The organism is Pseudomonas sp. PS02302, from assembly GCF_029959585.1.
Taxonomy (GTDB): domain Bacteria; phylum Pseudomonadota; class Gammaproteobacteria; order Pseudomonadales; family Pseudomonadaceae; genus Chryseomonas; species Chryseomonas aestiva.
In genome coordinates this window covers 1-12,345 of the sequence record NZ_JASCON010000116.1, presented here as the reverse complement: position 1 = coordinate 12,345, position 12,345 = coordinate 1, and the positions used below count along the sequence as shown (strand labels likewise).

The window sequence follows — 12,345 nt, the reverse complement described above, 5'->3', positions numbered from 1 at the left end:
GGCCAGGCCCGCCTCGTCGGCCAGCAGGCGGGCCTGGTCCGCCGCGCTGCGGCGCAGGACGCAGACCGGCTGGCCGCGCCATTGCACCGTGAGTTGCTCGCCTTCGCGCAAGGCCTGCAGATCCACCTCGACCGGCGCCGCCGCCACCTCCGCCGAACGACTGGGCCGCAAGGCGCAGACGAAGGGTACGCTGCCCGCCACCAGGCCCAGGCCGCCGACGGCGGAGGTGGTGGCGATCAGCAGGCGGCGGCGTTGGGCATCGGGGGCGTCAGCGGTCACGTCAGGCTTCCCGGCTCCATCTCCAGCGTCACGCCGAAGCGCTCGCGCACCGAGGCGCGGATGCGCTCGGCCAGGCCCAGGACGTCGCGACTGCGGGCACCGCCGAAGTTCACCAGCACCAGCGCCTGGGCGGCATGCACCCCCACGGCGCCGTCGCGATGGCCGCGCCAGCCGGCCTGATCGATCAGCCAGCCGGCGGCCAGCTTGACGCTGCCATCGGTCTGGGGATAGATCGGCAGGCCTGGATAGCGCTCATGCAGCGCTGCGGCTTCGGCGGCGGTCACCACCGGATTCTTGAAGAAGCTGCCGGCATTGCCCAGCACCGCCGGATCGGGCAGCTTGCTCTGGCGAATGCTGCAGATGGCCGCGCTGACGGCTTCGGGCGTTGGCTGCGTGACGCCCGCCGCGACCAGCGCCTGACGCACCGGACCGTAGTCCAGCACCAGCTGCGGCTTGCGACTGAGCTGGAAGCGTACCCGCAGCACGATCCAGCGCCCGGCCTCGGCCTTGAAGCGACTCTCGCGATAGGCGAAGGCGCAATCGGCCGGGCCGAGGTCATGGAGTTCGCCGCTGTGGCGATCGAGTGCCGTCACCCCGGCGCATCTGTCCTTCAATTCGACGCCATAGGCGCCGATGTTCTGGATCGGCGAGGCGCCCACGGTGCCGGGGATCAGGCTGAGATTTTCCAGGCCGTACCAGCCGTTGGCCAGGGTGGCCATGACGAAGGGATGCCAGGGCTCGCCGGCTTCGGCTTCCACCAGCAGGGCATCGCCCTCCTCCGCCAGCAGGCGGATACCACGCGAGGTCAACCGCAGCACCAGGCCCTCGACCCGCTCGGGCAGGACCAGGTTGCTGCCACCGCCCAGCACCCGCAGGGGCACGCCCAGTTGCCGGGCCAGCGCCAGGGCCGCGCGGACCTCGGCGTCGCTGGCGGCCTCCAGATAGCGATCGGCTTGCGCCACCAGGCCGAAGGTGTTGAGGCCTTGCAGCGGGACCCGCTGTTGCAGCTCAGCGACCATGACGGGCAGCCACCTCGGCGACCAGGCCGTCGCAGGCGCTTTCCAGCAGGTCGAGGACCCGCTCGAAGCCGGCTGCGCCGCCGTAGTAGGGATCAGGCACCTCATCCACCGCCAGGCCCTGGCGCGCCAGGAAGAGTTCGGGCACGGCGCCCTCATCCGGACGCAGCTGTTCCAGCCAGGCGAGGTTGTCCTGGTCCATGGCCAGGATCAGGTCGAATCGCTGGAAATCATCCTCGGCGACCTGACGCGCGCGCAGGTCGCCGATGGCATAGCCGCGACCCGCCGCGGCCTGGATGGCACGGGAATCCGGGGCCTTGCCGACATGCCAGTCGCCGGTGCCGGCCGAGTCCAGCTCCACCGCCTCGGTCAGGCCGGCGGCGTCCAGCTTGGCCCTGAGGATGCCTTCGGCGGTGGGTGAGCGGCAGATGTTGCCCATGCAGACGAACAGGATGCGCAGGGTCATCTAGGCTCCCAGCAGGCGTCTGACACGTTCGAGATCTTCCCGGGTATCCACGCCGGCCTGGGGCGCTTCCAGGGCATCGGCGACATGGATGCGCACGCCGTGCCAGAGGGCACGCAGTTGTTCCAGGGCTTCGGTCTCTTCCAGGGCGCAGGGGCCCCAGCTGACGAAATCGGCGAGGAAGCCGGCGCGGTAGGCATAGATGCCGATGTGGCGGCGGTAGGGAAAGCCCTGGGGCAGCTGCGTGCGATCGCCGGCGAAGGCATTGCGCGCCCAGGGCAGCGGCGCCCGGCTGAAGGTCAGCGCCAGGCCGTTCCGGTCGGTGCTCACCTTGACCACATTGGGATTGAACAGGCTGTCGACGTCCGTGATCGGCTCGGCCAGGGTGGCCACGCCGGCTTCGGAATGGGCGGCGAGATTATTGGCCACCTGGTCGATCACCGCCGGTGGGATCAGCGGCTCGTCGCCCTGGACGTTGACCACCAGGGCGTCGCTGGCCAGGCCGAGCAGCTCGGCCACCTCGGCCAGGCGATCGGTGCCCGAGGCATGGTCGGCACGGGTCAGCAGGACCCGGGCGCCAAAGCCTTCGCAGGCACGCAGGATGTCGTCGTGGTCGGTCGCCACCACCACCTGCTCGGCGCCACTGCGCCGGGCCTGCTCCCAGACGTGCTGGATCATCGGCTTGCCAGCGATGTCGAGCAGCGGCTTGTTGGGCAGCCGGGTGCTGGCGAGCCGCGCCGGGATGACGACGGTGAACGCGGTGCTCATTTGTCCAGACGCTCATCCGTGGTGATGATGCGCGCCTCGCTTTCCAGCATCACCGGGATGCCGTCACGAATCGGGAAGGCCAGACCGGCGGCCTTGCTGATGAGCTCGGTCTTGTCGTCGCTCAAGATCAGCGGGCTCTTGGTCAGGGGGCAGGCGAGGATGTCCAGCAGCTTGAGATCCATGGGCGAAGATTCCGTCAGTGAGAGTGTTCGGGCAGGAGGCGGTCGAGACGCCCATCCAGCCAGGCGACGAAGGCGGCCGAGGGCTGGGCGTCCACCGCCAGGTACCACCAGTCGGCGGCGGCGAAGGAGCGGCACTTGACCGCGTCCTTCTCGGTCATCACCAGCGGCAGTGCCGGGGTGAAGGCCAGCTCTGCCGCGCTGTAGGTGGCGTGATCGGCGAAGGCATGGGGCAACGGCTGCCAGTGTAGTCCTTCGAGGGTGGCGAAGAAACGGCCGGGGTTGCCGATGCCGGCCAGGGCGTGCAGGCGTTGCCCCGGGGGAAAGAAATCCAGCGATTGCGTCTCGCCGCTGCGCAGATTGACCAGGGCGCTGGGCTGCAGGGTCAGGCCGAAGCCGGCGGCAGGATCGACAGTGGCGCCGTTATGGATCACGGCGTCCACCTCGGCCAGGCGCTCCAGGGGTTCACGCAGGGGGCCGGCCGGCAGGCAGCGGCCATTGCCGAAGCCGCGCGCCGCATCGACCATCACCAGTTCCAGATCACGGGCCAGGCGATAGTGCTGCAGGCCGTCGTCGCTGAGAATGACATCGAGCCGCTCCTCGGCGAGCAGACGTTCGACGGCGCGACCACGATCGGGATCCGTGACCAGGGCCACCCCGGTGCGCTGCACGATCAGCAGCGGCTCGTCGCCGGCGACGGCAGCGGTGTCGGTGGCCCGCACCCGCCAGGGCAGACTTGGCGGCGTGGCGCCGTACCCCCGGCTGACCACCCCGACCCTCAGCCCACGCGCGCGCAGGTGGCCGATCAGCCAGAGGATCATGGGCGTCTTGCCGGTACCGCCGACGGTGAGATTGCCCACCACGATGACCGGGACCGGCGCGCGATGGATACTGCCCTGCCCCGCCAGGAAACGCTGGCGCTTGCGCCGGGCGATCTGGCGATAGAGGGCTTCGAGCGGCGTCAGCAGGCCCAGGGCCGGATGCCCCTGGTACCAGGCGCGAACCAGGCGCTCGCCCAGGCTCACGGCCGTTTCGCCTGGGCCTCGAGGGTGGTGATGCGCAACTGGCTGAAGCCCAGCTTGCCGGCGGCATCCATGGCCATGACCACCGACTGGTGGGTGGCGCGGCCATCGGCGGTGATCACCAGCGGCAGGCTGTTGTCGCCGCCGGATTCACGCTGCAGCGCGGTGGTCAGGCCGGTCAGGTCGTTGCGCGCCAGGGTCTGGCCGTTGAGCGCCATCTGGCCTTCGGCGGTGATGCTGATTTCCAAGGTCTTGGCCTGGTTGGCGGCCGCGGCGGCGCTGTCGGCCTCGGGGAGTTCGATCTTCAGCTGGCTGGGCTTGCTGAAGGTCGCGGTCACCACGAAGAACAGCAGCAGGACGAAGATGACGTCGATGAAGGAGGCCAGGTTGATATAGACCTCTTCGCGGGCGGCGCCCCCGGCGCGGCGACGGAATTTCACGCCGGGGCTCCTTCGCGGACGTCCACCTCGCGATCGCCGTGGAGGATGTCCACCAGCTTGACCGCTTCCTGCTCCATCCCAACCACCAGCTCATCGACCCGGCGCAGCAGGTAGCGATGGAAGAACACCGCGGGAATCGCCACCAGCAGGCCGGTGGCGGTGGTGACCAGCGCCTTGGAAATGCCGCCGGCGAGGATGGGCGCATTGGCCATGCCGTCGTTCATGAAAGCGCTGAAGATGTCGATCATGCCGAACACCGTGCCGAGCAGGCCCATCAGGGGTGCCAGGGCGGCGATGCTGCCGAGGGTGTTGAGATAGCGTTCGAGGTCGTGCACCACGCGGCTGCCGGCTTCCTCGATGGCTTCCTTCATGATGTCGCGGCCATGACGGGAGTTGGTCAGGCCCGCGGCGAGGATGTCGCCCAAGGGCGATCCGGCGCGCAGCTCGCGCAGCCGCTCGGCATTGAGCTGCTTGTCCTGGATCCAGCGCCAGACCTGGGCGAGCAGCGTCGGCGGTGCCACCCGACTGCGTCTCAGGGTCCACAGCCGCTCGGCGATGATGGCCGTGGCCAGGATGGAACTGAGGATGATCGGCAGCATCATCCAGCCGCCAGCTTTGACCATTTCGAACACGAGAGCGTTACCCCTGCCGCAAAATGCGGCCACTCTAGCACGAACGCCGGAGGGCCTGTTCAAGGGCTCGCGAGCTGGAGACAAACAAGGCGACAAGACCCGAGGAAGCGGAGTTTACGAATGGTAAATGAGCATTCCGACCGGGCTGGCGACCCAGGTCTTTTCAACGCGGTTTGGCCGCCGCGCAGCAGCCTTTGAATAGGCGATCAGGGTGTCGGCGGGCCTATCCGCCACCAATGCCGCTCCTGGCGCTGCCCGTGCGGTACCTCCCAGCGACCGAGGGTCCAGCTCAGGGCGCCCAGTGCGGCGGTGTCGTAGGGCAGCACGCCGCGCTCGCGATAGCGCGCCAGCACCTGGGGATGGGGATGGCCATAGCGATTGTTCAGCCCCCGGGAGATCAGTACGCCGCGCGGCTGGACGGCGTCGATGAAGGCGGCGCTGGAACCGCTGCGACTGCCATGGTGCGGAGCGACCAGCCACTCCGCCGCCAGCGGCACCCCGCTGGCCACTAGCTCGGCTTCACGGCGGGCATCGATGTCGCCGGTCAGCAGCAGGCGCTCGCCCCTCGCGGCGACGCTGAGCACGCAGGAGGAGGCGTTGGAATCCGCAGCGGGGTGCCACCAGGTGGTGAAGACGACCTCGTTCCAGCGCCACTCGGCCCCATCCGTGCAGTCCCGCGCGTGCAATTCCGGCTTGAGCCGACCGGCCTCGCCGCTGAGCACCTGGCCTGGTGGCAGCCCCCTGGCCACGGCCGGCGCACCGCCGGCGTGGTCGGCATCGGCATGACTGAGCAGCATGACGTCCAGGGCACCGATGCCGAGGGCCTGCAGGTTGGGCAGGACGACCCGGGCGCCACTGTCATAGCTGCCCTGGCGCGGACCGGCGTCGTAGAGCAGCGCATGGTCGCGGGTGCGCACCAGCACCGCCAGGCCCTGCCCCACGTCCAGCACGGTGATCCGCGCCAGCCCCGCCGCGGGTAGCGGCGGCGGGGGAAACAGCCCCGGCAGCATCAGCAGCGCGCCGAAGCCCCGTAGCGGCACACCCGCGGGCAGTAGCGCCAGCAGCGCCCCCAGCCCCGCCAGCCACAGCGCCCAGGTGGGCGCGAGGACCGGCTGCCAGGCCGCAGCCAGGTGCGCCAAGCCGCTCAGCAGCCAGAGCAGCCCCTGCAGCAGGCCACCCGCCAGCAGCAAGGCCGGCGTCCCCAGCGGCGACCAGAGCAGGGACAGCAGGGTCCCCGCCAGCGCCAGGGGCACGATGGCCAGGTCCATCAGCGGCACGGCCAGGGCATTGGCCAGCGGGCCGCTCGGACTCAGGGGCAAGCCCAGCGCCAGGAGCAGCGGCGCCAGGCCCACCGCCATGCACCACTGGGCGCGCCCGAGGGTGAGCCACCAGGGCAGGCGGCCCAGGCGGCCGGCAAAGCTCCACAGCAGCAACAGCACGGCGCCAAAGGACAGCCAGAACCCGGGCAGCAGACTGACCAGCGGATTGGCGGCCAGCACCAGTGCCAGGGCCAGCAGGACGGCGTCCGCCAGCCGCACCTGCTGGCGCCCGAGTTGCCAGAGCAGGCCCAGGGTGACCATGACGCAGGCCCGCTGCACCGGCACCTCGAAGCCGGCCAGCAGTCCGTAACCCAACGCGGTGGCGATCGTCAGCACCGCCGCGGACAGCCGCCAGGGCAGTTGGCGCGGCCAGCGGCCACGGCGCGCCAGGAGGACCACCCCGGCATAGACGCCCAGGGCGATCAGGCCGATGTGCTGCCCGGAAATCACCATCAGGTGCACGGTGCCGGTGTCCTGGAACAGTTGCCACTGGGCAGCGGTGATACCCGAGCCGTCGCCCACCACCAGGGCGGCGAGCAGCCCGCCCTGCCCGGCGGGATCCCGCGTCTGCAGGTATTGCCGGATGCCGTCGCGCCAGGTCGCCAGGCCACTGGCGGCGGCCAGGCGCTGGCCATCCTTGACGCTGCCGGTGGCGCCTATGCCCTGGGCCAGCAGCCAGGCTTCGCGATCCTGACCGAGGGGGTTGACCAGACCCGCGGGGCCGCGCAATTCCGCGGCCAGGCGCCAGCGTTCGCCGGCCAGCGGGCGCGGCCCGCCGTGCCAGCTCAGGCGGATCCGCGCCGGCAGTTTCAGCGCGCGGCGGCTGGTCGCTCCGGCGAGCACGAAACCCACCGAGTCGGCCTCCACCGTGGGCAGGCCGCTGATCTCGCCGTCGATCCACAGCACCCGCTGCTCCAGCGCCGGATCCAGGCGATCGTCCAGCGCCCAGTGGCCATTGAGCAGCGCCCAGGCCAGGCCCAGCCCGAAGGCACCGAGCGCCAGGAAGCGGGTGAACAGCAGCAGCAGGGCCACCGCCGCGAGGGCCGCCAGCAGGGGTAGCGACGGCAGCGTGGCGAAGGCGCGCAGGAGCAGCACGCCGAGGGCGAAGGACAGCAGGGCGGCGCGCATCAGGACTCCATCCTTGGAGAGCCGAAAGGGCTTAGGAAGCGCGGATTAGAGCAGCTTGGACGCCTTAGGGCCAGGGGCTTGCCGCCGCCTGGCCCGGCAGGAGATCAGTCGTAGCGCAGGGCTTCGGCCGGTGAAGTGCGCGAGGCGCGCCAGGCGGGATAGAGGGTCGCCAGGAAACTCATGCTCAGGGCGGCCACGGCGATCAGCACCACGTCTTCCAGCTCCAGCCGCGACGGCAGGTTGCTGATGAAGTACATGTCACCACCAAACAGCTTGTGGCCGACCAGGCGCTCCAGGGCGGCGATCCAGCTGCTGACGTTGAGTGCCGCGATGACGCCCAGCACGCCGCCGATCAGGGTACCGACCAGGCCGATCACCGTGCCCTGCACCATGAACACCGCCATGATCTGCCCGGGCGTGGCGCCCAGGGTGCGCAGGATGGCGATATCGGCCTTCTTGTCGGCCACCACCATGATGAGGGTGGCGATGATGTTGAAGGCGGCCACGGCGACGATCAGCAGGAGCAGCAGGCCGATCATGGTCTTTTCCATCTGCATCGCCTGGAACAGACTGCCCTGGGAGATCGTCCAGTCACGCGCCTGGTAGCTGTCGCCGAGCGCCTTGGCCACGTCGCGGGAGATGCGCGGCGCCTGGAACAGATCGTCCAGCGCCAGGCGGATGCTTTCCACCTGGCCCGGCTGCCAGCCCTTGAGCGGAGCGGCATCGGCAACGTTGATCAGGGCCAGGGAGGCATCCAGCTCGGCGCCGACCTTGAAGGTACCGACCACGGTGAAGCGTCGCAGCCGCGGGGTGATGCTGCCGGTGGCGCCGACCTCGGGGATGATCACCGTGACCTGGCTGCCCAGCTCCAGCTGGAAGCGCCGCGCGGCGATCTCGCCCAGCACGATGCCGAATTCATCGGGCTTGAGGGCGTCGAGACTGCCCTGGGTCATGCGCTCGCCGACGATGGACACGCGCTTTTCCTGGGCCGGATCGATGCCGTCCACCAGCAGCGGCTGCATGCGACCCCGTACCGAGAGCATGCCCTGCAACTGGGTATAGGGCACCGCCGCCAGCACATGGGGCTGCTGCTCGGCCTTGGCCGCCAGCGGGCGCCAGTCGTCCAGCGGCTGGGCGCCACTGATGAAGGCATGGGGCACCATGCCGAGGATGCGGCCGCGCATTTCTTCCTGGAAGCCGTTCATCACCGACAGCACCAGGATCATGGCCAGCACACCCAGCGCCAGGCCGAACATGGAGACCAGCGAGAAGAAGGAGATGAACGACTTGCGCCGCTTGGCGCGGGTGTATCTCAGGCCGATGAACAGCGAAAGCGGTCTGAACATGGCGACCTCAGACCTGCCGGGCCGGCGTGGCGTCGACCAGATGGCCTTCGTCCAGGCGCAGCATCCGGTCCATCTGGCCAGCCAGCACCTGGTCGTGGGTCACCACCAGGAAGGCGGTTCGCAGCGAGGTGGACAGCTCCAGCATCAGGTCCTGGATGCCATGGGCGGTGTGCTGATCGAGGTTGCCGGTGGGTTCGTCGAGCAGTACCAGCTTGGGCTGGTTGACCAGCGCCCGGGCGATGGCCACGCGCTGGCGCTCGCCACCGGACAGCTCGGCCGGCTTGTGGCCCAGGCGATGACCGAGACCGACCCGCTCCAGCAACTTGGCGGCGCGCTCGCGGGCTTCGCCGATGGTGGCCTTGCCGATCAGCAGCGGCATGCAGACGTTTTCCAGGGCGCTGAATTCGGGCAGCAGGTGGTGGAACTGGTAGACGAAGCCCATGGCGCGATTGCGCAAGAGGCCACGGGCCTTCTCGTTCAGCGCCGACAGCTCTTCGCCGTCGAGCCAGACACTGCCGCTGCTGGGGGTGTCGAGGCCGCCAAGCAGATTCAGCAGGGTGGTCTTGCCCGACCCCGAACTGCCGACGATGGACACCCGCTCGCCCGGTTGCAGGGTCAGCTGGACGTTGCTCAGCACCTCGACGGTCTGGGGGCCTTCCTCGTAGCGCTTGCCCAGGTCCTGGCAACGCAAAACGGCTCGATCATTCATAACGCAGGGCCTCGGCGGGTTGGGTACGGGCGGCGCTCCAGGAGGGATAGAGCGTGGCCAGGAAGCTCAGGGCGAAGGACGCGCCGCAGACCAGCAGGACGTCGTGCAGCTGCAGCTGCGCCGGCAGGTAGTCGATGAAATACACCTCGGCGTTGAGGAACTGGTGCCCGGTGATCCGCTGCACCCAGGCCAGGGCGGCACTGACGTTGAGCGCGGCGAGCACTCCCAGCAGGCAGCCGATGGCGGTGCCGATGACGCCGATGAAGGTCCCCTGGACCATGAACACCGCCATGATCTGCCGGGGCGTGGCGCCCAGGGTGCGCAGGATGGCGATGTCGGATTTCTTATCGGTCACCACCATCACCAGGGTGGAGACGATGTTGAAGGCGGCCACGGCGACGATCAGCAGCAGCAGCAGGCCGATCATGGTCTTTTCCATGCCGATGGCCTGGTAGAGATTGCCGTGGGTCCGGGTCCAGTCGCGGGCGTACCAGTCCTTGCCCGGCAGCTGGCGAGCGATGTTCCAGGACACGTCCGGCGCCTGGAACAGGTCGTGCAGCTTGAGGCGCACGCCCTGCACCGCGTTCGCCGGCCAGCGCTGCAGCCGCGCGGCGTCTTCGATGTCGATCAGGCCCACCGAGCCGTCCAGCTCGCCGGCGCCGACGCTGAAGATGCCCACCACGGTGAATCTCTTCATGCGCGGAAACATGCCGGCGGGGGTCACGGCCACTTCCGGGGCGATGTAGGTGAGCTTGTCGCCAACCTTCACACCCAGTTTCTCCGCGGCCAGGGAACCGATGATGATGCCGAATTCACCCGGCTTGAGGTCGTCGAGCCGGCCCTCGCGCATGAAGCTGGGGATGATCGAGACCTTGGGTTCCTCGGCCGGATCGATGGCGTTGAGCAACACCGTCTGCACCGCTTTGTCGTGGGCCAGCATGCCCTGCAACTGGGTGAAGGGCGCCACCGCGGCCACCTGGCTGTTCTGCAGCGCCAGCTCGCGCACGCTGCGCCAGTCGGGCACCGGCTGGTAGGACTCCACCGTGGCATGGGGAATCATGCCGAGGACGCGATCGCGCATCTCGCGATCGAAGCCGTTCATGACCGACAGCACCACGATCATGACGACCACGCCAAGGGCCAGGCCGATCATGGAGGTGAGCGAGATGAAGGAGACGAAATGGTTGCGGCGCTTGGCGCGGACGTAACGCAGGCCAAGGTAGATCGGCAGGGGTCTGAACATAGGCTCGCTTGCACGGCGGAAAGACGTAGGCGCCCTGCGGGTTGGACGGCGACACCGTGCCGGCTCGCCGGCTACACTCGGGGCCATCACCCACGGAGCGGCCCGACATGACCACCCCAGACGCGCGTGAACGGCGGGAATACTATCGCATCACCGACCGTATCGCACTGCAAATCAGCCCTGCCGACGGGGTCCCCGGCGAGACCGCGCCCTTGTTCGCACTCCTGAGCGAGCTGCATCAGCTGGAATTCGAATCCCGCCACCTGCTGCGCAATCTGGACGAGCGTGACCGCGCCGTCACCGCCTGCCTGCGCCTGGTGAACAAGCGCCTGGACCTGCTCGGCCAGGCCTTTACCTGGAATCTGCTGCACGACAGCGGCGCCACTCGCGACGTGGTGCTGTCCGAGGGCGGCCTGGCCTTCGTCGATGCCGAGCCCTACGCCCTGGGCACCCGATTGGACCTGCGCATGGCATTGCCGCCCCAGGGCCTGGGCCTGCAGGTGCTGGCGGAGGTGACCGGCTGCCAGGCTGTGGCCGGCGGGTACGAGATCGGCACCAGCTTCATTGACCTGGAAGACGCCCAGCGCCAGTTGCTGGCGCGCCATGTCCTGCGTCAGCAGGCCCGGGTACGGCGCGCCGACCGCGGAGACGAGGCGTGAAATGCCCCTGGCTGGCGGCCTTGCTGCTCGGCATCGCCCTCCCCGGCTGGGCCGAGACCCTGCAGATCCCGCTGGGCCAGCAGGGCGACGGCAGTACCGCGCTGCCGCTGCGCGGCGACAGTCGCAGCCAGGTTCTGGAGCGCTTCGGCCTGCCCGACCAGGAGCATCCGCCAGTCGGGCGCCCGGCGATTCGCCGCTGGGACTACAGAGATTTCAGCGTCTATTTCGAAAACGATCGGGTGCTGGACGCGGTCCGTGAACCGCGGCGCCCGGTCCCGTCACCCTAGGAGCCCCCATGACCCTTATTTACGGACACCGCGGTGCCCGCGGCGAAGCCCCGGAAAATACCCTGGCCGGTTTCGAGCTGTGCCTGGAGCTGGGCGTCAGGCGCTGCGAACTGGATCTGCACCTCTCCCGGGACGGCGAGCTGGTGGTGATTCATGACCCGACCCTGAAACGTACTACCGGGCGAGGCGGCAAGGTCAGCGAAAAGGCCGTCGCCGATCTGGTCGCCCTGGATGCCCGCCAGGGCGGCCCGGTCTGGCCACGCCCCTGCCCCATCCCCACCCTGCGCGAGCTGTTCGAGAAGTGCGCCTTCGAACACTGGCAGCTGGAGGTGAAGAGCGCCTCGCGGGTGCGGGCGGCGCAGACCGTCAGGGCCATCGCCCAGCTGGTCGAAGAATTCGGCCTGCAGGACAGGATCACCGTGACCAGCGCCTCGCGCGAGGTCCTGCGCGCCCTGCAGCGCGATACGCCGCATCTGGCGCGTGGGCTGGTGGCGGAGTACGCCTGGCTGGATCCGCTCAAGGTGGCCGCTCACTACGACTGCCACCTGCTGGCGCTGAACTGGACGCTGTGCACCCCGGAGCGGCTGCTCAAGGCCCAGCGCCAGGGCCTGCATGTCTCGGTCTGGACGGTGAACGACGCCAGCCTGATGCGCCGCCTGGCCGACTTCGGCGCGGACAGCCTGATCACCGACTTTCCGAGCCTGGCGCGACGGACGCTGGGGTAGGCGCTGGCGCAGGTCGAAGCCCGGGACGTGTTGGGCTTCGCTGCGCTCAACCCAACCTACGAAAGCCAAATCTGGCCATCGCGGTCCGCCGATGCGGCCGCTCCTACAGGCACGAACGTTACCGCAGGAG

The 12,345-nt window shown here is 69.1% G+C and carries 15 protein-coding genes; 3 read left to right on the top strand and 12 right to left on the bottom strand.

The window, feature by feature from the left end:
- From QMX82_RS24365 to QMX82_RS24310, 12 genes are all read right to left on the bottom strand, one after another.
- Positions 1 to 279, bottom strand: a 279-nt coding sequence (locus QMX82_RS24365) for a ubiquinol-cytochrome c reductase iron-sulfur subunit N-terminal domain-containing protein (RefSeq protein WP_282288390.1), incomplete at its 3' end; no start/stop codon positions are given.
- Positions 276 to 1,298, bottom strand: a complete 1,023-nt coding sequence (gene murB / locus QMX82_RS24360) for a UDP-N-acetylmuramate dehydrogenase (protein ID WP_208692302.1) — start codon at positions 1,296 to 1,298, stop codon at positions 276 to 278. The genes murB and QMX82_RS24365, both read right to left, overlap by 4 nt.
- Positions 1,288 to 1,755, bottom strand: coding sequence for a low molecular weight protein-tyrosine-phosphatase (locus QMX82_RS24355; protein WP_208695034.1), 468 nt, complete (start codon positions 1,753 to 1,755; stop codon positions 1,288 to 1,290). The genes murB and QMX82_RS24355 overlap by 11 nt, the downstream gene beginning before the upstream one ends.
- Before the next feature lie 6 nt (positions 1,756 to 1,761).
- Positions 1,762 to 2,526: a 3-deoxy-manno-octulosonate cytidylyltransferase gene (gene kdsB, locus QMX82_RS24350; RefSeq protein WP_208692303.1), complete on the bottom strand. Its 765-nt coding sequence runs from the start codon at positions 2,524 to 2,526 to the stop codon at positions 1,762 to 1,764.
- Positions 2,523 to 2,708, bottom strand: a complete 186-nt coding sequence (locus tag QMX82_RS24345) for a Trm112 family protein (RefSeq protein ID WP_007162406.1) — start codon at positions 2,706 to 2,708, stop codon at positions 2,523 to 2,525. Before QMX82_RS24345 ends, kdsB begins: the two co-directional genes overlap by 4 nt.
- 14 nt (positions 2,709 to 2,722) lie before the next feature.
- Positions 2,723 to 3,730 (bottom strand): tetraacyldisaccharide 4'-kinase, encoded by a 1,008-nt coding sequence (gene lpxK, locus QMX82_RS24340; protein WP_282288381.1) that lies wholly within the window; start codon positions 3,728 to 3,730, stop codon positions 2,723 to 2,725.
- Positions 3,727 to 4,167: an ExbD/TolR family protein gene (locus QMX82_RS24335; protein ID WP_133862784.1), complete on the bottom strand. Its 441-nt coding sequence runs from the start codon at positions 4,165 to 4,167 to the stop codon at positions 3,727 to 3,729. Before QMX82_RS24335 ends, lpxK begins: the two co-directional genes overlap by 4 nt.
- Entirely contained in the window at positions 4,164 to 4,799 is a 636-nt protein-coding gene (locus QMX82_RS24330; RefSeq protein WP_059315847.1) for a MotA/TolQ/ExbB proton channel family protein, read from the bottom strand. The genes QMX82_RS24335 and QMX82_RS24330 overlap by 4 nt, the downstream gene beginning before the upstream one ends.
- A 206-nt stretch (positions 4,800 to 5,005) precedes the next feature.
- Positions 5,006 to 7,246, bottom strand: a complete 2,241-nt coding sequence (locus tag QMX82_RS24325; RefSeq protein ID WP_282288377.1) for a DNA internalization-related competence protein ComEC/Rec2 — start codon at positions 7,244 to 7,246, stop codon at positions 5,006 to 5,008.
- Positions 7,247 to 7,350: 104 nt separating this feature from the next.
- On the bottom strand, positions 7,351 to 8,592 hold the full coding sequence (locus QMX82_RS24320) for a lipoprotein-releasing ABC transporter permease subunit (protein ID WP_282288375.1): 1,242 nt from the start codon (positions 8,590 to 8,592) through the stop codon (positions 7,351 to 7,353).
- Positions 8,593 to 8,599: 7 nt separating this feature from the next.
- The gene (lolD, locus tag QMX82_RS24315) at positions 8,600 to 9,301 is read right to left on the bottom strand and encodes a lipoprotein-releasing ABC transporter ATP-binding protein LolD (RefSeq protein ID WP_158892888.1); all 702 of its coding nucleotides are present in this window, start codon (positions 9,299 to 9,301) and stop codon (positions 8,600 to 8,602) included.
- Positions 9,294 to 10,544 carry a lipoprotein-releasing ABC transporter permease subunit gene (locus tag QMX82_RS24310; protein WP_133862787.1) on the bottom strand — a complete coding sequence of 417 codons (1,251 nt, stop codon included), beginning with the start codon at positions 10,542 to 10,544 and terminating at the stop codon, positions 9,294 to 9,296. Before QMX82_RS24310 ends, lolD begins: the two co-directional genes overlap by 8 nt.
- Positions 10,545 to 10,651: 107 nt before the next feature.
- Between QMX82_RS24310 and QMX82_RS24305 the strand changes: the two genes are divergently transcribed.
- The 3 genes from QMX82_RS24305 to QMX82_RS24295 are packed head-to-tail and all read left to right on the top strand — an operon-like array spanning position 10,652 to position 12,215.
- Positions 10,652 to 11,203: a PilZ domain-containing protein gene (locus tag QMX82_RS24305; RefSeq protein ID WP_183628631.1), complete on the top strand. Its 552-nt coding sequence runs from the start codon at positions 10,652 to 10,654 to the stop codon at positions 11,201 to 11,203.
- Positions 11,200 to 11,490 (top strand): phosphodiesterase, encoded by a 291-nt coding sequence (locus QMX82_RS24300; RefSeq protein ID WP_282288366.1) that lies wholly within the window; start codon positions 11,200 to 11,202, stop codon positions 11,488 to 11,490. Before QMX82_RS24305 ends, QMX82_RS24300 begins: the two co-directional genes overlap by 4 nt.
- Before the next feature lie 8 nt (positions 11,491 to 11,498).
- Positions 11,499 to 12,215, top strand: a complete 717-nt coding sequence (locus QMX82_RS24295) for a glycerophosphodiester phosphodiesterase (protein ID WP_133862790.1) — start codon at positions 11,499 to 11,501, stop codon at positions 12,213 to 12,215.
- The last annotated feature ends 130 nt before the right edge of the window (positions 12,216 to 12,345 follow it).

Excerpts from the sequence above, each read along its gene's own strand:
- lolD (WP_158892888.1), bottom strand. The coding sequence starts at position 9,301 with ATGAATGATCGAGCCGTTTTGCGTTGCCAGGACCTGGGCAAGCGCTAC.
- kdsB (WP_208692303.1), bottom strand. The coding sequence starts at position 2,526 with ATGAGCACCGCGTTCACCGTCGTCATCCCGGCGCGGCTCGCCAGCACC.
- QMX82_RS24320 (WP_282288375.1), bottom strand. The coding sequence starts at position 8,592 with ATGTTCAGACCGCTTTCGCTGTTCATCGGCCTGAGATACACCCGCGCC.
- QMX82_RS24310 (WP_133862787.1), bottom strand. The coding sequence starts at position 10,544 with ATGTTCAGACCCCTGCCGATCTACCTTGGCCTGCGTTACGTCCGCGCC.
- QMX82_RS24305 (WP_183628631.1), top strand. The coding sequence starts at position 10,652 with ATGACCACCCCAGACGCGCGTGAACGGCGGGAATACTATCGCATCACC.
- QMX82_RS24345 (WP_007162406.1), bottom strand. The coding sequence starts at position 2,708 with ATGGATCTCAAGCTGCTGGACATCCTCGCCTGCCCCCTGACCAAGAGC.
- QMX82_RS24325 (WP_282288377.1), bottom strand. The coding sequence starts at position 7,246 with ATGCGCGCCGCCCTGCTGTCCTTCGCCCTCGGCGTGCTGCTCCTGCGC.
- murB (WP_208692302.1), bottom strand. The coding sequence starts at position 1,298 with ATGGTCGCTGAGCTGCAACAGCGGGTCCCGCTGCAAGGCCTCAACACC.
- QMX82_RS24295 (WP_133862790.1), top strand. The coding sequence starts at position 11,499 with ATGACCCTTATTTACGGACACCGCGGTGCCCGCGGCGAAGCCCCGGAA.